This is a genomic window from Actinophytocola sp., from assembly GCF_035634895.1.
In the GTDB taxonomy this organism is placed as follows: Bacteria; Actinomycetota; Actinomycetes; order Mycobacteriales; family Pseudonocardiaceae; genus Actinophytocola.
The window spans coordinates 1-20139 of record NZ_DASQCC010000145.1 but is presented as its reverse complement, the minus strand read 5'-3'; the positions used below and the strand labels follow the sequence as shown (position 1 = coordinate 20139).

13 protein-coding genes are annotated in these 20139 nt (G+C 71.2%); 10 read left to right on the top strand and 3 right to left on the bottom strand.

All coding sequences use genetic code 11. From position 1 onward, the window contains the following. Positions 1-5: 5 nt before the first annotated feature. Positions 6-1886: a Na+/H+ antiporter gene (locus VET29_RS21265; protein ID WP_324923160.1), complete on the bottom strand. Its 1881-nt coding sequence runs from the start codon at positions 1884-1886 to the stop codon at positions 6-8. A gap of 235 nt (positions 1887-2121) precedes the next feature. Here VET29_RS21265 and VET29_RS21260 point away from each other — a divergent pair, with 235 nt between their 5' ends. The 7 genes from VET29_RS21260 to VET29_RS21230 all read left to right on the top strand — a co-directional run bounded on the left by VET29_RS21260 (position 2122) and on the right by VET29_RS21230 (position 13950). Continuing rightward, complete coding sequence (locus VET29_RS21260; RefSeq protein WP_324923158.1) at positions 2122-2280, top strand: hypothetical protein; 159 nt, start codon at positions 2122-2124, stop codon at positions 2278-2280. A 23-nt stretch (positions 2281-2303) separates the two neighbouring features. Next, positions 2304-4055, top strand: coding sequence for an HEXXH motif domain-containing protein (locus VET29_RS21255; RefSeq protein WP_324923156.1), 1752 nt, complete (start codon positions 2304-2306; stop codon positions 4053-4055). Between the two features lie 33 nt (positions 4056-4088). Further along, positions 4089-7433, top strand: coding sequence for a hypothetical protein (locus VET29_RS21250; protein WP_324923154.1), 3345 nt, complete (start codon positions 4089-4091; stop codon positions 7431-7433). 247 nt (positions 7434-7680) lie between these two features. Then, the gene (locus VET29_RS21245) at positions 7681-9780 is read left to right on the top strand and encodes a hypothetical protein (RefSeq protein ID WP_324923152.1); all 2100 of its coding nucleotides are present in this window, start codon (positions 7681-7683) and stop codon (positions 9778-9780) included. Beyond that, on the top strand, positions 9777-10763 hold the full coding sequence (locus VET29_RS21240; protein ID WP_324923150.1) for a MoxR family ATPase: 987 nt from the start codon (positions 9777-9779) through the stop codon (positions 10761-10763). The genes VET29_RS21245 and VET29_RS21240 overlap by 4 nt, the downstream gene beginning before the upstream one ends. After that, positions 10760-11908, top strand: a complete 1149-nt coding sequence (locus tag VET29_RS21235; RefSeq protein ID WP_324923148.1) for a DUF58 domain-containing protein — start codon at positions 10760-10762, stop codon at positions 11906-11908. The genes VET29_RS21240 and VET29_RS21235 overlap by 4 nt, the downstream gene beginning before the upstream one ends. Next, complete coding sequence (locus VET29_RS21230; protein ID WP_324923146.1) at positions 11905-13950, top strand: DUF3488 and transglutaminase-like domain-containing protein; 2046 nt, start codon at positions 11905-11907, stop codon at positions 13948-13950. The genes VET29_RS21235 and VET29_RS21230 overlap by 4 nt, the downstream gene beginning before the upstream one ends. A gap of 43 nt (positions 13951-13993) precedes the next feature. Here VET29_RS21230 and VET29_RS21225 read toward each other — a convergent pair whose 3' ends face one another. Then, positions 13994-15676, bottom strand: a complete 1683-nt coding sequence (locus VET29_RS21225) for a serine/threonine-protein kinase (RefSeq protein WP_324923145.1) — start codon at positions 15674-15676, stop codon at positions 13994-13996. 118 nt (positions 15677-15794) lie between these two features. On the opposite strand from VET29_RS21225, the gene VET29_RS21220 reads away from it, so the two are divergent. The 3 genes from VET29_RS21220 to VET29_RS21210 all read left to right on the top strand — a co-directional run bounded on the left by VET29_RS21220 (position 15795) and on the right by VET29_RS21210 (position 19322). After that, on the top strand, positions 15795-16433 hold the full coding sequence (locus VET29_RS21220) for a PadR family transcriptional regulator (protein WP_324923142.1): 639 nt from the start codon (positions 15795-15797) through the stop codon (positions 16431-16433). Between the two features lie 148 nt (positions 16434-16581). After that, a complete protein-coding gene (locus tag VET29_RS21215; RefSeq protein WP_324923140.1) occupies positions 16582-17793 on the top strand; it encodes an FAD-dependent oxidoreductase in 1212 nt (403 codons plus the stop codon). 56 nt (positions 17794-17849) lie between these two features. Then, the gene (locus VET29_RS21210; protein WP_324923137.1) at positions 17850-19322 is read left to right on the top strand and encodes a DUF7059 domain-containing protein; all 1473 of its coding nucleotides are present in this window, start codon (positions 17850-17852) and stop codon (positions 19320-19322) included. A 37-nt stretch (positions 19323-19359) separates the two neighbouring features. On the opposite strand, the gene VET29_RS21205 is transcribed toward VET29_RS21210, so the two are convergent. Beyond that, a partial coding sequence (locus VET29_RS21205) for an ATP-dependent DNA ligase (protein ID WP_324923135.1) occupies positions 19360-20139 on the bottom strand: 780 nt, incomplete at its 5' end.

Below are 20139 nucleotides of genomic sequence, written 5' to 3'. Positions count from 1 at the left end.
GCGGGTCAGCCGAGCTGCTGGTCGACGTAGCACCAGCGCCAGGTCTCGCCCGGTTCGGCGCTGCGCATGACCGGGTGGCGGGTGTCGTGGAAGTGCTTGGTGGCGTGGTTGCCGGGGGAGGAGTCGCAGCAGGCGACGTTGCCGCACTTGAGGCACATGCGCAGGTGCACCCAGGTCAGGCCCTCGGCGGTACAGGCCGCGCACGTGTCCGGCGAGTTGGGGTCGACGTCCTTCCACGGGTGGTCGAGGTGCTTGCACGAGCCCGCGGTGGCCACCGGGGTGTGCAGCTCGCGCTCCATCTCCGGGTCCTCGTCGTCGTCGCGGTCGAGCATGGACTCCTCGATGTCGAGGCGAGCCAGCACGCGGCGCAGCACGATGTCGTCGGCGGTGCCGCTGTCGCGGGCGCGGAGGAACTCCTCGCGCTCGGCCTGGAGCAGCGCGAGCCGGAGGCGGCGGTAGGTGTCGCTGGGCGTCTCGGGAAGCGAGCTGCGGCGGCCGAGCTGCTCCCACGCGGAGTCGGACCGGTCCCGAAGCCGGTCCCGCAGGCGCGCGACGACCTCCTCCGAGTCGTCGGGGGTACGGATCTCGTCGAGCTTGACGAGCGCGACCCGGGTCATGTCGTTGAGTACGGCGGCCTCCTGCAGCGCGTCCTCGGCGGGGTCGGGCCGGGGCAGCCGCAGGCGCCTGATGAGCCTGGGCAGCGTCATGCCCTGGATGAGCAGGGTGGCGGCCACGACGACGAACGAGGCGAGGAGGAGAACGGCGCGCTGGGGTGTGTCGGGGGGCAGGATGAAGGCGGCGGCGAGGGTGACGACGCCCCGCATGCCGGCCCAGGCGAGCACGGTGGAGTAGCTCCAGGGCCAGACGTGGCGCTTCTTCCCCGGCCGGACCTTGCGCATGACCCGCTTGATCGTGCCGATGCCGATCATCCAGATGATGCGCGAGAGGATCGTGGAGGCGAGGACGACGGCGCAGATGCCGATGACGAGGCCGGGTGAGACGCCGCTGTCGACGACCTGCTCGATGATCCACCGCAGCTGTAGCCCGATGAGCAGGAAGACCATGTTCTCGAGCAGGAACTGGATGGTCTGCCAGTTGTGCTGGCTCGCGATCCGCGCCGACCCGGACAGGATGAGCGGCGACTTGTGCCCGAGAATGATGCCGGCCACGATCACGGCCAGTACGCCGGACCCGTGCGCCACCTCGGCCAGCAGGTAGGCGACGAACGGCACCGCGAAGGAGAGCGCGGTGTCACTGACGAGGTCGGTGAGCCGTCCCCGCACGTAGCCGGCCGCGATCCCGACCACCGCGCCCCCGGCGACCCCGGCCACGACGGCAAGCAGGAAGTCGAGGCTGACCTGCCAGATCGTGACCGACCCGGCGATCGTGGCGATGGCCGTCCGTAGGGCCACGAGCGCGGTCGCGTCGTTGAACAGCGACTCACCCTCGATGAGGCGGATGAGCTTGCGCGGCATGCCCACCCGCTGGGCGACCGCACTGGCCGCGACGGCGTCGGTAGGCGCGATGACGGCGCCGAGCGCGATGCCCGCCGCGAGCGGCAGCCCCGGCACGACCGCCCAGGTCACCAGCCCGACGGCGACGGTCGTGAAGACGACGAGCCCGAAGGAGAGCAGCGTGATGGGTCCCCGCAGCTTGCGGTAGTCGAGGAGCGAGGTCTGGATGGCCGCCGAGTACAACAGCGGCGGCAGCAACCCGACGAGCACGACCTCCGGCGACAGCCGGTACTCCGGCACCCCCGGCACGAACGAGGCGGCGACGCCAACCCCGATCAGGCACAACGGCGCCGACCAGTCCAGCCGCCGCGCCATCGCCGTGAAGACGAGCACCGCCACCACCAGCGCAACAAACTCAGCCGCGATATCCACAGATCAATCATCTCCCGGCCGCGCGGCCGGGCTCCGATGGGCCACGTCCACCGAGCGAACCAGACTGTCGCCACCGTACGTAGTCAGATGGGACATCACCCGAATGGGGCAGGACCAACGGACCGATGACGTGTCCACAATGTGATCGGATCTGGAGGTCGGTCTCAGTAAGGTGCCGCATACCGACTCGGACACGGGACGAGCCGGCACTGACGTGTGAGGAAAGGCAGGCTTGATGGCGGAGGTTCTCGACGGCTACGTGGAGTCGGACTTGCCCGACCTCACGCACGTCTCGCTGGCAGACCTTCCCGCTGTCCTGGTGCCACAGGCATCCACCGTGCTCGACCGGGCGATAGAGCATCCGGCTCAGGACCAGCAGGTCCAGCAGAACTGAGCGGTCGTCGCATGCCGAGTCACATGGTCGAGCCGCGCCCCGCGTTGTCCGGACACCGCGTCTCATGGGAGCTGATCGCGCAGGTATTCGCTGGTCCGGTTGACGCGTCCGCGATGGGTGCGCTCTGGGACGGTCAGTACAGCCGCCGGCTTCTGCTGCTGAAGATCCTGCGCGAGTCCCTGTCGGGTCCCGCGGAGGCGGGAAACCGCCGCACCCTCGACGAGGCGTGGCACATCCTTGTCGAGGCGGAGAAACATGCCCCTGACGTCGTGCGGCAAATCTTGTTGTACCCGTCTGTAGGTACCTGGCTGGTCCGTGCGATCCGCAGAATACGAGGTATCGTTCACGACGACGTCCCAATCTGGGTGGATATGGGCTACCTGAGTTCGATAGCGGTCGCGGCGGCGGTTCGGGCTGGTATCGATGTGCGGACCACAGCTCCGGTGTGGCACGGCCGGCTCAACCTTCCGACCGTGGGCCAGTTCGAGGTTGCTGAGGACGACTCCACTCGTGTGGTGCGCTTGTGGGCGAAGGATTCCACCGTCTTTCTCGAGTCCGGGGACGAGATCTGGAATTCCGTGGCGGTTCGGTCAATTCCCGTCCGCGTGCATCACAGCACGGCGGGCGGTCACACGATGCGGTGGACGCTGGACGATACGGACCCGTACCGGAAGTTCGACTCCGTGTCGCCCCCTGAGCGACTCGGCTCAGCGGACCTCGAGAGCTGGCGCCGCAAGCTGGATCGCGCGTGGGAGATCCTCGTCGAGGACCATGGGGACTACGTGGCGGAAATGCTGGCCGCTGACCCCGTCATCGTGCCGATGACTCAGGGCGGCGGTTTCGTCGCCTCATCGTCGTCCGCGTCCTTCGGTGCGATCTGTGTGGCGAAGCCGGAGACGCCGGCGGCCATGGCCGAGACCGTGCTCCATGAGATACAGCATTCGAAGCTGAACGCGTTGCTGGATCTGGTGCCATTACAGCGTCCTGGTCCGGACCGGCTCTGCTATGCGCCGTGGCGGCGGGATCCGCGACCATTGGGCGGTCTGCTCCACGGCATTTACGCGTTCGCCGGCGTCACCGAATACTGGTACCGCAGGTGGTGTTCGCAGCCGCGTCCGGGTGATCGCACAGCTGCCTTTCATTTCGTGCACCACCAGAACCAGGTGCGCGAGGCGCTACGAGCTCTGGGGCCCGCGGACGAGCTCACAGAGGTCGGCACCAGATTGCTGGAGGTCGCCTCGGCGCGGTTGGACGCGTGTGACGCAAGCCAGGTCTCGACGGACATCCGCGAACTGGCCGCCGCGCTGAGCGTGGAGAGCCGGCTCGCCTGGCGTATGCAGCACCTCGAGCCTGCCGCCGACAAGGTAGCGCAGCTCGCGGTCCACTGGTGCGCCGGGGAATCGTTCCCGGACCGCGCTGTCCAGTCGACCTTGCGACCATTCCACCGGTCGGACGCGGGATCCGCTTTGGCGGGGCTCCTTGTTGCCCGAGCACTCGACCCGGATGGTCAAGCCATCGCATCCGAAGCACGTTCGGGCGAACGTGAGTTCGTCGACCGCGGTGGCGCCGAGGCAATGCCGGCGTTCGCCGACCGAGTTCGTGAGGATCCCGACGACGACGGAGGGTGGATCGGTCTACTGCTCTCGATGACGGTTCACGGCGGCGACGAGCCACCACCTCCCGAGGTCGTGTCGGCGACCTACCGGCGAATCGCGACCATCGGTGGCACACCGCCCGATCCGGTCACCTTGGTCGAATGGTTCTCCCACCGCTGAAACGAGTGGGATCTGGATGAGAGGACCTCCTCGGTGACCAGGACATTCACCTACGCCGACGCGGTTCGACTTCTTGGCGGGGGTGGCGTCACCGGCGTCGACTGGATGGACCGGCTCACGACGGGAACGATGCGTGGTCTCACCATCGGCATGTCCGACGTGCTGAGCTGTTTCGGGGTACGGAGCGAGTTGCTCCGACTGGGCCGGGATCTCGTCCAGAACGTCACCGACCGGCAGCGAGGGCTGAGCCGTTTCGATCGGACGCAGCGAATCCAGGCCGCGCACTCGATCGTCGTCATCACGGCGTACTTCGAGGCGCTCGGTTCCGCGGAGCTTCCGTTCAGCCTCGATCAACTCGAACTGACACGAGGCGAACAAATCACACTCGTGGTCGAGAGGTCCGCGCAGGGTGGCCGGGCCGGAGCGCTGGTGAGCGAGCTGCTCGACACGGCGATTCCTCTCCCGACGCCGCAGCGTCCCCGCGAGGACACGGTTCGCGCGCTCCGATTGTTCTACGAGAGCCTGTCCGTGCGGCTCGTCCAGTTCGCGACGGGACTGGCCGCGTGGGATCGTCGCAACGAAACCGACCGGGCCCTGTTCACCCGCATGGTGCGTGCCGTCCCCGCGACGGCATGTGAACGTTACGAACTGCTCCTGCGTGATCTCGCGGTCGCCTTCCCAGAGGTGGCGAACTGGGCCAACCTGCAGGACCATCAGGCGACTCGGCATCAGATCCGGGAGCTGCGGACCGCGCTTGCAGGTCTGGAGACGTTGCTGCGAGACGTCTCGGACGGCACCGTGCCCGATGATCGGCTCGTGGCGTTGACCAGGGCATATCGAGCGGACCTCGACCGGCAGATCGTCGAACCGGGTGACGTGCCGGAAGACCTGGAGATACCGACGCTCGGCGAGGCCTACATCGACCCACGGTTCCGGGTCGCCGACGTGCCGACGGGCTCGACGCCGAGCGAGGAATCCTGGTGGCACGACGTGCCGATCCGGGAGGACATGAACGGTTTTCTCGCTGGTTACCTGACCTCACCTCAGGCGACTCAGGCGCCGCTGCTGGTACTCGGCCAACCCGGGTCGGGAAAGTCCGTGTTGACAAGGGTTCTCGCCGCGCGATTACCGCCGAGTGACTTCCTCGTGGTTCGAGTCGTCCTGCGCGAGATCCCCGCGGACATGGACCTGCAGGACCAGGTCGAGCAGGCGATCCGGCGCACCACCGGGGAGCGGCTCGAGTGGCCAGCTCTCTGCCGGTCCGCGCAGGACGCGTTGCCGGTCGTGCTTCTGGACGGCTTCGACGAGATGCTGCAGGCGACCGGTGTGAGCCAGACCGACTACCTGGTGAAGGTGCGTGCCTTCCAGCAGCGGGAGTTCGCTCAGGGGCGGCCGGTGGCAGCGGTCGTCACCAGCAGGATCACGGTCGCGAACCGGGCACGCATTCCTGACGAGACCGTCGCGGTGCGGCTCGAGTCGTTCAGCCCGAGCCAGGTGACCGAGTGGCTGGACATGTGGCGCGAAGCCAATGAGAGGTACTTCCGCGAGCGTGGGATGACGGCGCTTCCCGCGCAGAGGGCGCTGAACTTCTCCGATCTCGCGGAACAGCCGCTGCTCCTGTTGATGCTCGCGTTGTACGACGCGGACAACAACGTCCTGCAGGACAGCACCAGCAAGTTCAGTCGGGCCGACCTCTACGAGCGACTGCTGGTGCGGTTCGCCAGACGCGAGGTGGCCAAGGCCGGCGAGCCCGACCGGGTGGCGAGCCTGGACAAGGCGGTCGAAGAGGAACTGCTCCGGTTGTCCATCGTCGCCTTTGCCATGTTCAACCGGGCGAGCCAGTTCGTCACGGAGGCGGACCTGGACCGCGACCTGACCGCGTTGCTCGGGAGTCGTTGGCGGTCGGGCGAGGCTCAGGGCTTTCGTGCCCCGTTGGGAGCCGCGGAGCTGGTGCTCGGCCAGTTCTTCTTCATTCAGGAGTCACAGGCGTTTCGGGGCGACCACCGGCTGCACACGTACGAGTTCCTGCATGCCACGTTCGGTGAGTTCCTGGTGGCGCGACATACGTGGCAGGTCCTGAACGGCATGGTGGCGCGCGAGGAAGCTACCGCGCTGAGCCCACTCGGCGCCAATCCTCAGGACGACGGGCTGTTGTTCGTGTTGCTGTCGTTCGCACCATTGAGCTCGCGTCCGTCCATCATCGGGTTCCTCGCCGAGTTCGCCAGCCGCGCGACCGACTCCGCCCGTGTGTCGCTCGCGGCTCTGCTGAGCAAGCTGTGCACCCTGGCCCGGCAAGGACGTGATGACCGGAGCCATCTCGACTACGAGCCCCGTCGCCTACCCGTTCCCACCCGGCATGCCGTCTATACCGCCAACCTGGTGATCCTCGTCGTGATCTCGGAGGCGGAGACACGGGTTGCCAAGCTGTTCGGCGTCGGCAATCCGGGCTTTGCCTGGTATCAGCACGCGCTGTTGTGGCGGTCCCAGATGAGCGGATCCGAGTACCAGGAGCTGGTCGACTCGCTGGCCGTGCGGCACGGACCCGGGGGCGAACTGTTGCTGACCCTGGACGACGGTACCTACGCGCCGCCGGAGATCAACCTCCACCAGACCTACCGGGACCAACCGAACCTGCAGGGCGACCCCGCGGTGTTCGTCGCGACCGATCACCATCCCGACCGACTTCGGCGGACCGCGCTGTTCACGCAGGCCAGGAACGATGCCGTGGTTCACCACCTGCTGGAACCACTGGTCGCGGTGCTCAAGGAGACGATGAACTCATATGTGAAGTGGCCGGATGACGTCATGCGGTCCGCCGCGTACCTGCTGATGCGGGCGGTGCTGTCGCCACCGGATACGGCGGATGGTGAGGCGGTGGCGCAGGTGTACCGGCGATGTGCACAGGTCGCGGTGCTCGATCGGTTGCCGTGGAGTGGCGTGGTGCGAGATCGGTACTGTGCCTTGCTGCTCGACCGGGTGCGGGGTGATGGGCGGGTCACCGCGTCCGTGGTCGATGAGGTGCTCTCGTACCTGATGCCACGGCGTGAGGTGCGTACTCAGCTCGTCTCGTGTGTCGTGACGGTGCTCGGTCGAGATCCGGCCAGTGACACGGGACTGCTGGCCAAGTTGCAGGCGCTCGTCGATCCGGAGTGGGCGGCCGCTGAGCCCGCGGTCGCGTTGGAGGCCTGGTTGCGGGTGGTCGAGGTCGGGTTGCTCGACGTTGTCGAGGGGTTTCTGGCCACCGCGCCCGCCATGTTCGACGTGCTTGATCCGGGGGTGGTGCGGGAGGCTCGGCCCGAGTTGATGACTCGGGCTCGGTGGGCCGTCGCCGAGTGTGGGTATGACATGCCGGGGGCTTGGGCGGCCGCCTGGCGGTGATGGCGCGTCGTTATGATGGTCGGATCCGATGGTGTGTTCGGGGATGGCAAGAAGCCGTCGGGGTGGCCAATCCGGTGTGGCGTGGGCGACGAAGCCCTCTTCGGTTGGGTGACTGACGATCGGTTCCGATGGCTACTATCTCGCGCGGGTCGGGAGAGTTGGGGATCTTGTCGTGTGGCAGCGGATTGTTGGCTTGGTTCGGCGGCGGCGGCGGGTTCGGGACTCCGCCAGCTTCGGGGCCGCCTCGTTGGGGGTCCTGCTTCTGGTCGGTGCCGCGCTGGGGACCGGGGTCGCCCGGACCGCGGTCGACGTCTCGGACGGGCTGACCTGGTTGCCCGACAACCCTCGTGGCGAGGTCGTCCAGGTCAACCCGGCTTCTGGGCGGCCGGAGGTTCGCCTGCGGGTTTCCGGCGGGGACGCGAGCCTCGACATCACCCAGCGGGACGGGTTGCTCGTCATCCTTGACCGGCGGAACGGGCAGATCACCGTCATGGATCTCGCCACCCTGCTCGCCAGTGGGCGCCGTCAGGCCCAGCCTGGGCCGGCTACCAAGGTGCTCGTCTCCGAGGGCCGCATCTACGTCGTCGACCGGCCTGCCGGGACCATCGCGAACGCCGATCCCGTGACGCTCGCCGACATCGGCAAACCATGGCGGGCCGGCAGGCCGCTTGCCGACGTCGTCGCGGACGAGGCCGGGGTCGTCTGGGCCGCCGACCACGACGGGCGTCTGCACACGCTCGAATGGCTCTCCGACGCCAGGAAGTTCCGGGAGCGGGCCAGTGAGCGGGTTCGTGGGGCCGGGCCTGCCACCATCCTTGTGCCGCACGCCAAAGGGGTCACCCTCTTCGGGCTCGACGGTGGTGTGGTCCGCCAGGTCGGGACCGGTGCGGACGTCAACGGCTCCACGCCGCGGCTTCCCGGTGAGGTGCTCGGGGCGCAGAGCAGTCCCGCCGGGCTCGCGCCTGCCTCGGTGCCCGGACAGGGAACCGTCGTCATCGTCGCCGGGGATCGGGTCGTGCGGGTCGATGTCGCCGCCCTCGGGTGTGCCACGCCCGGCCGGCCCGTTGTGTTCCGGGACAAGGTCTACGTGCCGTGCCGTGGTGACGCCAAGGTGATCGTGCTCGACAAGGCCGGCAGGCGGGGCGGAGCCGACGTCAGGACTCCCGGGAGTGATCCGGAGATCGTCTTCGACGACGGCAAGCTCTTCATCAGCGCGCCTGGTGCCGAGCGTGGTGTGATCGTCGACCAGGACGGGTCGACTCGGCCGGTCACCATTCGCAGTCCTTCGCTGCCTGTCGTCGATCCCGACCGGCCGCCGACCGTCGACGTGCCGTCGCCGCCGCGGCCGAGTCCCCGGCCGGAGACGAACGACCGGGGCGGTGAGCAGCAGCGTGGGCCGGACGTGCCCGGGTCCGGTGTGCCGAGTGGCGTCGAGACACCCGGTGGTGGGAACGTGCCCGGGGCGCCGCCCGGCGTGACCGTGGCACTGGTCAGCCGGTCCGCCACCGAACTGGTCGTCGACGTCGGTTGGGGCGCCGCCGAGGACAACGGGGAGAAGGTCACCGGCTACACGGTCGAGGCCAGCGGTGACTTCGCCGGTGGCACCCGCGGCGCCCAGACCACGGGGACCAACGCCCAGCTCACCATTCCTTGCGGTGGCAGCACGTTCTGTGCCGGCGGGCAGCTCGACGTCGCGGTCAAGGCCCTCAACCGGGTCGGGGAGAGCGCCGCCGGCACCCGGTCGTGGCCGGTGCCCGGGACCACGACGGACGACCCGCCGCCGCAGACGACGACCACGACCGACCCGCCTCCGCAGACCACCACCACGACCGATCCGCCGCCCCCGCCGCAGACGACGACCACCACCACCCAGCCGCCGGCGGCCACGGTGCCCACCGCCGGCGCCACCGTGATCACCAGCATCACGGGCAACGGCTACACCCGCCACGTCAACATGACCTGGCCCGCTGACTGGGCCGGCCACGACGGCACCTGTCAGGTCCTCAACACCACCCTCGGCTACGGCGCGACCGTCGCCTGCGGTGCGTCCACCGTGGACGTCGACGTCGACACCGGCTCCAACCGGATCGTGGTTCGTGCCACCGCGCGGGACGGCAGCCAGTCCGTCGACTCCGCGGCGAAGAACGTCCGGGGGCCCAAGGAACCCACCTGCGGCAAGTACGCCTGCCTCGGCTCCGGCAAGCTCGTCGAGCTGACGCCCACCCAGAAGTCGATCGACTTCGGGCAGGCCGGCGCCGGGCTCGGGTTCCTCGTCGTCGCCGTGCTCGTGCAGGTTGTCGGGCGGCGCAAGGAATCCGCTCCGTCCACTGAGGACGGTGAGCGATGACCGCCGTCGTCGGGTCGGGAGTCGGTGAGCGGGACATCGCGGCCTTCCGCCACCTGCACACCCAGGTGGGTGACGCGATCGAGACCGCCGTGCGTGGTAAGCGGCAGGTCGTCGACCTCGTGCTGGTCGCCATGTTCGCCGGTGGGCACGTGTTGCTGGAGGACGTGCCCGGCACGGGGAAGACGACCCTCGCGCGAGCGGTCGCCGGTGCGCTCGGCGGGCTGTCCCGCCGCGTGCAGTTCACCCCCGACCTGCTGCCGTCCGACGTCACCGGCACCTCGGTGTACGACCCGCGCAGCGGACAGGTGAACTTCCGTGCCGGGCCGGTGTTCGCCAACGTGGTGCTCGCCGACGAGATCAACCGTGCGGCCGCCAAGACCCAGTCCGCCCTGCTCGAGGTGATGGAGGAGCGGACGGTCACCGTCGACGGTGTCGCGCACGCGGTGCCCGACCCGTTCCTCGTGGTGGCCACGCAGAACCCGATCGACCTGGACGGCACCTACCGGTTGCCCGAGGCGCAGCTCGACCGGTTCATGGTCCGGACCTCCATCGGTTACCCGGCCGTCGAGTTCGAGCTGGACGTGCTGCGGCCGGGTAGCACCGCCGGCCGGGTGGCGCAGGTGCCGACGGTGACCAGTCCGCCGGTCGTCGCGCAGTACGGGCGACTCCTGTCCACCTTGCACGTCGCCGAGCCGATCCTGCGGTATGTCAGCGATCTGGGCACGGCCACCCGCGAGGACGCGAAGCTGCGGCTCGGCGCGAGCACCCGCGGGTTGCGGGCGCTGGTCCGGTGCGTGCAGGTGTACGCGGCGTCGCAGGGACGGCACTTCGTGGTGCCCGGCGACGTGCAGCGCCTGGTCGGGCCCGTGCTCGCCCACCGGCTCGTGCTCACCAGGGAGGCGTTGCTGGCCGGCACCACGACCGAGGACGTCGTCGCGGAGGTCGTCGAGCGGGTGCCGGTGCCCCGGCCGCAGGGGCAATGAAAGGCCGCCTGCGCCTCACCGCGCGCGGGGTGGGTGCGCTCGTGCTCGGTGTGTCGCTGCTCGTTCTCGGGGTGTGGTGGCGGTACCCGGGCATGGTCGGGTTCGGTGCCGCGCTCGTCCTTCTCGTCGTGGCGGCGGTGGGGTCGGTGCTGCTGCCCGCGCCGGTCGACGCGGCCCGGACCGTCCGGCCGCGAACCGTGCACCGGCTCGGCGCGTGTGCCGGGACGCTCACGCTCACCAGCACGAGTCGTCGCCTGCCGGTGCGGCTCGACGCCGTGGACCTCATCGGTGGCACGCCGATCGGGATCGAGGTGCCGCCGCTGAAGCCAGGTACCGAGTCCTCTGTGGACTATCCGATCCCGACCACGCGGCGCGGGGTGTTGCCGGTCGGACCGCTGGAGTTGCGCCGGCCTGGGCTGGCCGGGTTGGCCGGGGCGCGGATGTCGCTCGGGGGCGTGACCGAGGTGCGGGTCGTGCCGCGGGTGCTGCCGGTGCGCGGCCTGCCGTCCGGGGTGCGGCGCGGGCATGTCGGCGCGGACGAGCGGGTCGAGCGTGGCGGCACGGATCTGGTGGGGCTGCGTGAGTACGTGCCGGGCGACGACCTGCGCAGGCTGCACTGGGCGACCAGTGCGCGCACCGGTGTGCTGATGGTGCGCGAGGATGCCGACCCGGCCCGGCCGCATCTGGCCGTGCTGCTGGATGACCGGGCGGGCAGCCATCCGGACGAGGACGGGTTCGAGGACGCCGTCGAGACCGCCGCGTCGCTGCTGACCGCGGCCGTGGCCGGCGGGCATCCGGTGCGGTTGATGTCGGCGTCGGGCGGGGTGGATCTCGAGGTCGCGGCCGGGACGCTCGAGGACGACACCACCCTGGCGGCACTGGCGGACGTCCAACCGGTGTCCGATGTGGACGCTCCGCTGCCGCTGCCGGTCCGCGATCTCGACGTGGTGGCGGTGATCTCCGGGGCCGGTGCCGAACGGGCGTCGTTGCTGCTGGAGGCCGGGCGGGCCTCGGTCGGTGTGGTGCTGGTCGTCGACCGGGCCACCGAGAAGCCCTCGACGCATGCCGTCGGCGGCGCGCTGGTCCTCACCGGCGCCCGGGTCGAGGACCTGGTCGCCCTGTGGGACACGGTGGTGGCGCGATGAGCGGGACCTCCACGCCGAAGGTCGTGTGGTCCCTTGCCGTGCTCATGGTCGGCTGCTGGCAGCTCGCCGCCGGTTGGGCGTCCCCGGTGGCCGCGCTCGTGTTCGCCGGTGCCGTGGTCGCCACCTATGGCGTGGTGTTCGGGGCGCGGGCCGTGCGGGTGCCGGCGAGTTTCGCCGTACTCGCGGTGCTGACCGCCTCGGTCGTCGGTGCCTACTACGCCGCGCCGGCGTCCGGTCCCATGCAGGCGGTGGTCGACTCCGTGCCGCGGCTGCTGACCGCGCCGCGGCCGGCACCCGTCACCGCGGGCCTGCTCGTACCGGGTGTGCTGCTGGTCGCCGTCGTGTCGCTCGTGTGTGCGCTTTCCTTGCGGGCGAGGTCCTCGATCGTGCCGGCGGCCGGCGGCGCCTTGCTGTACGTCGCGACGGCGTTGCTGACGGCCGGGCAGGCGGACCCGCGCGGGTTTGGCGCGTTGGCGCTGCTCGCGGTGACCGGTCTCGGTTGGGTGCTCGTCGATCGCGGCAGGCGGCGGGCAGCCGTTGTGCCGCAGTCGGTTCTGGTCGTCGGGCTGGCGGCTGCCGCGGTGGGGGCGACCGCGCTGCTGCCGGCGGGCCGGCCGTTCGAGCCGCGGGACCTGGTCACGCCACCGGTGAACGACCTGCCGGTGGCGAGTCCGCTGCCGGAGCTGTCGTCGTGGGCGGCCGCCGGGGACACCGAGCTGTTCCGGGTGCGGGGCAGGGAGACCCCGATGCGGTTGATCGCGCTCGCCGACTACACCGGGGCGACCTGGCGAGCGTCCACCCTGTACGGGCCGATCGGCACGGTTTCCCGGCTCGACCTGCCGGCCGGTGTCCGGCAGGCAGGCTCGACGGTCGAGGTCACGATCGGCAGGCTCACCGGGCCGTGGCTGCCCACCGCCGGCCGGCCGACCGGCACGTCCGCCGAGGACGCCGTCGTCGACGCCAGCTCCGGCTCGATGGTCCTGCCGACCGGTGCGCGACAGGGCTTCGGCTACACCGTCTCGTCCACTGTGGACGCACCGGAGGACGCGGACCTGCTGGCGGCGACCGTGCCGGAGGGTGGGGCCGCGCGGCGGTACCTCGAACTGCCCGAGCTGCCGTTCGCGTTCGCCGAGTACGCCCGGCGTGCCGTGGCCGACGCGCGGACGCCGTTCGAGAAGGCGGTGGCCGTCGAGGAGGTCGTCCGCGCCGGGCGGAAGCCGAACGCGGAGGCGCCGGTCGGGTCGTCCTACGCGCGGCTGGAGACCTTCCTGTTCGGCGCTCCCGGCGTGGCCGGGGCGAACGAGGGCACGGCCGAGCAGTTCGCCTCGGCGTACGCGGTGCTGGCCAGGGCGGTCGGGCTGCCGACTCGGGTGGTCGTCGGGTTCTCCCCGGTCAGGCCGGGGGCGGACGGGGTCGCGGTCGTGCGGGGCGCGGACGCGACCGCGTGGCCGGAGGTGTACTTCACGGGCTGGGGCTGGGTGCCGTTCGACCCCGAGCCGGGTACGGACGACGGGGCGACGTCCGCGTCCCGGCGCGACGTGATCAACCGGCTAGCGACGCCGACCTCGACGCCATCCGTGCCCGCGGCCTCGGGGCCGCCGATGCCGTCCCGAGCGCCGGCACACGGTTCGGCCGCGCCGGCGGTCGTCGCGCGGAACCACTGGTATCTGGTGCTTCTCGCGGTGCCGGTGCTGGTGTTCGTGGTACTCGGCGGACTGCGGGCCGGTCGGCGGGCACGGCTGCGCAGGGCTGGGCCGACGGGGGCGTGGGCGTACGTGCTGGACTCGCTGCTGCTGGCCGGGCGGACGCCGCCGCGGGCGAGACCGGCGCCGGAGATCGCGGGTGAGCTGGCGGACCCGGCCGCTTCCCGACTGGCCGTGCTGGCGGACCGGGCGGCCTTCGCGCCGGATCCGGCGCCGGCGGAGTCGGGACAGGCGGCGTGGTCGTTGGCGCTGCGGGTACGGGCAGTGCTGCGGCGGCGGGTTCCCTGGTATCGCAGGGTTTTCTGGGCGGTGGATCCGCGTCCGCTCTGGCGTCGCTAGGTGCCGGCGCGCGGCGGTTCGGGGTGCGCCGGGCTGGGTGCCGTCAGCGGGTGGTGCAGGCCGGGTCCGAGGCGCCGTGCTGGGTCGCCGGGTCGTCGAGGCCGAGGCCGATGACCTGGAAGCAGTACTGGTCCGCGGCGGGGTCCAGGCCGGCGACCGTGTAGGTGTTCGTGCCCGGCGCCACCGTCGCGAGTGCCTTGTGGTCGTTGTCCGTCACGTCCACCACCACGAACTGGGCCTTGCCGTTGGTGGGGTCGGCCCACGTCAGGGTGATGCTCGCCCCCTGGTCGTCCAGCGGGTCGAGGTTCGGGGCGAACGCCGCGTCGTCACCCGTCGCGAGGGGTGTGGTCGTGGTCGTCGTGGTCCGCGTCGAGGCGTGGGTGGAGGCCGGTGACCGGGTCGCCTGGTCGTCCTTGTCGAGGAACCTCGGGACCACGAACACGCCGATCGCGGCGCCCGCCAGTATCGCGACCGTGCCCAGCAGCAGGCCGCGCCGCCCCTTCTTCTTCGGCGGCGACGGTCGCCTGATGGTCGTCGTCGGGTCCGGGTCCTCGTACGGTTCTACTCGCCAGGGCGTCGGCGCCGGCAGCACCGCCACCACCGGCGGCTCGCTCACCGGCGGCACCGGGCCGCCGTCGTAGGGCGTCGGGGTCGGGCCGAAGTCGGGGAGCGGAGGCCGGTCGTTGATGCGGACCGTCAACCCCGCCAGCTGGCTGTACGGGCCGGCGACCGTCAGGTCCGTGTCCGTTGTGGACGGTGCCGGCGGCTCCGGCGGCGGTGGTGGTGCCGGGCGCGGGCCGAAGTCCACCGGTAGCGCCGGCATCCACGAACCCCCGGTCCGGACCGACGCCAGCGCCGCACGCAGCGCCCCGGCGTCCGGGAACCGGTCCTCGCGGCGCTTGCTCAGGCACCGCCCGATGATCGCGGCCAGGTCCGGCGGCACGTCCGAGCGCCGCATCCGCCGGGGCTCCGTCGCCCGCACCCGCTCCAGGTACGACAGCACCGTGTCCTCGTCCGGGTTGTCCGACGAGAACGGCGGCGCGCCGTCGAGCAGGGTGAACAGCGTCGAGCCGAGCGACCACTGGTCGTCGGCCGGGGACGGGTCGCCGCCGTTGATCGTCTGCGGGGCCGCGTGCCGGTAGCTGACCATCTGCAGCGACGTCGTGTGCCCGGCGTCGGCCATCCGCGCGATGCCGAAGTCGGCCAGCACGTACGACGTCGGCAGCACCAGGATGTTCTGCGGCTTGACGTCCCGGTGCAGAAACCCTTGCGAGTGCGCGAAGGCCAGCGCGTCGGCCACCGCGGTCCCCGCCGCGGCGGCATCCTCCACCGGCAGTGGGCCGCGTTCCCGCAGCCGGTCCTGCAGCGAGCCGTTGTCGTAGTACTCCATGACGATGCACGGCCGGCCGTCCGCCGTGGTGCCCGTGTCGATCACCGTCACGATGTGGGGGTGCTGGCGCCCCAACCGGACGGTGATCTCCAGCTCCCGACGGAACCGCGCCACCCGCGACGGGTCGCTGACGTTGATCACCTTGACCGCCACGAACCGGTCCAGCCCGTCCTGCCGCGCCCGGTACACGACCCCCTCGCCGCCCTCGGCGATCCGCTGGAAGTCGCTGTACCCCGGTAGTCGCATCACACCGGTGGGTTCGTCGCCTGGTGGCTGCGCGGCTTGCTCGCCAGGAGTCGGTCCCCACGCGCGCAGCTCGGCGTCCGGGTCGGTCACCCGCCCAGTCTAGGGACGGCGTCACACCTCCCCCTGTCGACCGTCGAAAACGACTGTTGTACGCGATGCTCGTCTGCGTATACTTGTCCGCAAGTACTTGTCGGCGAGGGAGGTGGACGTGGCCAAGCCGCGGAAGGTGTCGAACCTGCTGGCGCTGGCCGTGCTCGGCACCGTCGTCCAGCAACCGATGCACCCCTACGAGATCGCGTCGGTGCTGCGTGCCCGCGGCAAGGACGAGGACATGGAGATCAAGTGGGGCTCGCTCTACACGGTGGTGCGCAACCTGGCCAAACACGGCTTCATCGAGGTCGTCGACAGCCGCCGCGAGGGCGCGCGGCCGGAGCGCACGATCTACGGGATCACCGACGTCGGCGTGGCCGAGCTGCGGGACTGGACCCGTGAGCTCGTGGCGACGCCCCAGCCCGAGCATCCGCGGTTCAAGGCCGGCCTGTCGATGCTGCCCGCGCTCCCGCCCGGCGAGGTGGCCGCGGCGTTGCGGGAGCGGATCGCGTCCCTGGAGTCGATGATCGCCGCGCAGGAGGCCGAGGCCGCGACCGAGGACGTGCCGCGCCTGTTCCTCATCGAGAACGAGTACGAGCTGGCCGTCCGCCACGCGGAGCTGACCTGGGTGCGGGGGCTGCTGGCGGAGTTGACCAACGAGACGTTCCCCGGACTCGCGGCGTGGCGGCACTGGCACGCCACCGGGGAGATCCCATCGGAGTACGCCGAGCTGGCAGACCGGGGGAGTACCGAGTGATCAGGGCCCCGGCGGCGATGTTGCAGCATCCCCGCCGGGGCCGCCAATCCGCGAACCGAGCCAGGAGACCCGATCCCCGAGGTGTGGCAACCACGAGGGTAGCCGTCTCCCGGGGTCGGTTCGCGCCCGAACCCTCGAGGAGGGGGACATGTCCAAGGTTCGAACAGCGCTGGTGATCGGCGGCGGGGTGGCCGGACCGGTCGCGGCGCTGGCGTTGCGCAAGGCCGGCATCGACGCGACGGTGTACGAGGCGTACCCGCGGACGGCCGACGGCATCGGCGGCTCGCTCGCGATCGCGCCGAACGGGCTGGCCGCACTGGAGATCGTCGGCGCCAGGAAGGCCGTCGAGGACATCGGGATGCCGATCCCGGAGACCGTGATGTCCTTCGGTGACAAGGAGGTCGAGCTGCCCCAGCTGTCCGGCCTGCCGCCCATGCGGCTCGTCCAGCGCGGCGACCTGCACCGGGCGCTCTACGACGTCGCGGTCGCCGGCGGGGTCCGGGTCGAGCACGGCAGGCGGCTCGTGTCCTACGACGACGGTCCGGGCGGGGTGACCGCGCGGTTCGCCGACGGCGCCGAGGCCACCGCCGACGTGCTGGTCGGCGCGGACGGCGTGCACTCGACCGTGCGACGCCTGATCGACCCGAACGCGCCCGGCGCCGGCTACACCGGACTGCTGGGTCTCGGGGCGATCGTCGACCGGCCCGTGCCCAGCGAGACCGGCACGATGCACTTCACCTTCGGCAAGCGGGCGTACTACCTGTACTGGCGCCGGCCCGACGGCACCACGGAGTTCGGCGCCAACCTGCCCCAGGAGCGGCCGATGAGCCTGACCGAGGCGCGGGCGGTGCCGGCGGAGGAGTGGCTTCGGCGGCTGCGCGACGCCTACGGCGACGACGATCCCGGCGGTGACCTGGTCCGGCACATCGACGCCGCGAAGCTGGTCGTCACCGGCTCGACGCACATCATGCCGAGCGTGCCGCACTGGCACCGCGGGCGTGCCGTGCTGGTCGGGGACGCGGTGCACGCGCCGTCGAACAGCTCGGGGCAGGGCGCGTCGCTGGCCGTCGAGAGCGCGATCGAGCTGGCCCGCTGCCTGCGGGACCTGCCCGACGCGCCGTCGGCGTTCGCCGCGTACGAGCGGCTGCGCCGGACGCGGGTCGAACGCATCGCCGCCAACGCGGCGAGGATCAACCACGTCAAGGCGCCCGGTCCGGTGGTGCGAGCCATGATGCCGCTGATGATGCGGTTGATGCTGATGACCGCCATGCGGCCGGAGCGGACCTTCGGGCCGGTGCAGCGGCACCGCATCGACTGGTCGGCGCCGGTGACCGCGGACACCGTCCTGACCTCCGCCTGAGCGGGGCGACGCACCGCCCGGGGGCGGGACCGGGGTCGGCGTGAAAGCATGCGGGCGTGGTTCCCGACCTTTCCGCTGACCTCTGCGCCCGCCTGCGGGACGCGTTCCTGACCGCCGGGTACACCGCGGACGGTGTCCTCGGCGCGCTCGGCGGTCAGGCACACGCCGCGCTCGGCCGCGGCGAGCCCGAGCCGGCCCGCCGCGCCACGCGCGACGCCGGCACGCTGGGCACGTTGATCCGCCTGTTCCTGCTGGGGGACGCCGAGCCCGACGCCGCCGTCCGCGCCGCGCTCGGGCCGGTGGACCTCGACGCGGCGGTCGCGGCCTCGGTGGTGACACCGGACGGCCGGGCCGGGCTGGACATCCGGCCGTACGATGACGCCTGGTGGGTCGTGGCCGACCTCGACTCCGATCTGCGTGGCGGGGCGGTGCCCGCCGACCACGTGCTCGGCGTCGGCCACGCGTCCATCAACCTGGCCAGGGCCACGGCCCGCCGACCGGTCGGCACGCTGCTCGACGTCGGCACCGGCTGCGGCGTCCAGGCACTCCACGCCAGCACCCACGCGCGGACCATCACCGCGACCGACCTCTCCGCGCGGGCGCTCGCGCTCGCACAGGCGACGTTCCGGCTCAACGAGCTGGACGTCGAGCTGCTGGAAGGCGAGTGGTTCGACCCGGTCGACGGGCGGCGGTTCGACCAGATCGTGTGCAACCCGCCGTTCGTCGTCGGGCCGGCACGGGTGGACTACACCTACCGCGACTCCGGCATCGAGGGCGACGGGGCCAGCGCGCTCATGATCCGGCGGCTTCCCGCCTACCTCGCCGAGGGTGGCGTCGGCCAGCTGCTGGCGTCCTGGCTCCATCGCGAGGGCGAGGACTGGGCGGAGCGTGTCCAGGCGTGGCTGCCCGACGGGGTGGACGCGTGGTTCGTGCAGCGGGACATCGCCGACCCCGGGCTGTACGTCGGCACGTGGCTGCGGGACGCCGGCATCGATCCCCGGTCCGACGAGGGCCGGGTGAAGGCGAACGCGTGGCTGGACTGGTTCGCGGCGGAGCGGGTCGAGGCCGTCGGGTTCGGGTACGTGACGCTGCGGCGCACCGCCTCGGCCGACGCGGAGGTGGTGTGCGAGGACCTGCGGCACGCCTACGACGACCCGCTCGGCCCGGAGTCCACCCGGTGGCTGGACAACGTGGCGTGGCTGCGGGACCACGAGAAGTCCCTGCTCCGGACGCGGTTCACCATGGCGTCGACGGTCGTGCTGGAGGAGGTCTCGTCCTCGGGGGAGGAGGGCTGGGAGCCGGTCGTGCGGCGGCTGCACCGCATGGACGGGCCGGGCTGGCAGCACGAGATCGACGAGCCGACGGCGAAGCTGCTGGCCGGCTGCCGGGGCAGGGTGCCGCTCGAGGACCTGCTCGCGTTGCTGGAGTACGCCATCGGCCCGGTGGAGTGGGACTCCGCGTTGGCCATCGTCCGCGACCTCGTCCGGCACGGCATGTTGGTGCCCAGTCCGCCGCCCGAGGCCTCCTGAGTGCTGGCCGCGTGCCGGTGCGGTGCGGTCGTCCTGCTCAGGTCTCCTCCGGCGGCACCTTCCTGGCCCGGCTCGGTGCGACGCGGGGTGGCTCGCCGGGCATCTTCGGGTAGACCGGGGGCCACGGGGCGTCGAGCAGGCCGTCCGCCCTGTCGCGTTCGTGGAGGGCCAGCAGGGGGTCGAGGTCCTGCGGGGTCATGGCCGCCCAGGGGTCGCCGCGTTCGGCCACGCGGGCCGGGACGGTGTCGATGGTCAGCTCGCGAGGCTCGACAGTGGACAGTTCGTCCCAGGCGAACGGTGCCGAGACCTGTGCGTGCGGGTTGGCGCGGACGGACCACGCGCCGAACACCGTCTTGTGCGGGGCGTTCTGGTTGAAGTCCACGAACACCCGGCTGCCGCGCTCCTCCTTCCACCACGCCGCGGTCACGAGGTCCGGCCGGCGGCGCTCCAGCTCACGGGCCACCGCGACGGCCGCGGCCCGCACCGCGATGCCGTCCCAGCGGGGGAGGAGGCGGACGTAGACGTGGATGCCACGGTTGCCGGTCGTCTTCGGGAAGCTCGCCGCGCCCAGCTCGTCCAGCAGGGTCCTGGTCTCGGCCGCGGCCTCCCGGATCATGGCGAACGTGACCCCGGGGCTCGGGTCGAGGTCGATGCGCAGCTCGTCGGCGTGTGCCGGGTCGGCCGCCGTGTTGGGCCAGACGTGGAAGCCGAGGCAGCCCATGTTGACGGCCCAGAGTACGTGCGCGAGGTCGACGGCCACGAGTGCGTCGGCGGTCGTGCCGTTCGGCGTGGACACCACCGTCGTGGTGAGCCACGG

What these genes read in the sequence shown, in the direction of transcription:
- VET29_RS21260 (WP_324923158.1), top strand. Translation starts at nt 2,122, where the DNA reads ATGGCGGAGGTTCTCGACGGCTACGTGGAGTCGGACTTGCCCGACCTC.
- VET29_RS21255 (WP_324923156.1), top strand. Translation starts at nt 2,304, where the DNA reads ATGGTCGAGCCGCGCCCCGCGTTGTCCGGACACCGCGTCTCATGGGAG.
- VET29_RS21240 (WP_324923150.1), top strand. Translation starts at nt 9,777, where the DNA reads ATGACCGCCGTCGTCGGGTCGGGAGTCGGTGAGCGGGACATCGCGGCC.
- VET29_RS21235 (WP_324923148.1), top strand. Translation starts at nt 10,760, where the DNA reads ATGAAAGGCCGCCTGCGCCTCACCGCGCGCGGGGTGGGTGCGCTCGTG.
- VET29_RS21230 (WP_324923146.1), top strand. Translation starts at nt 11,905, where the DNA reads ATGAGCGGGACCTCCACGCCGAAGGTCGTGTGGTCCCTTGCCGTGCTC.
- VET29_RS21215 (WP_324923140.1), top strand. Translation starts at nt 16,582, where the DNA reads ATGTCCAAGGTTCGAACAGCGCTGGTGATCGGCGGCGGGGTGGCCGGA.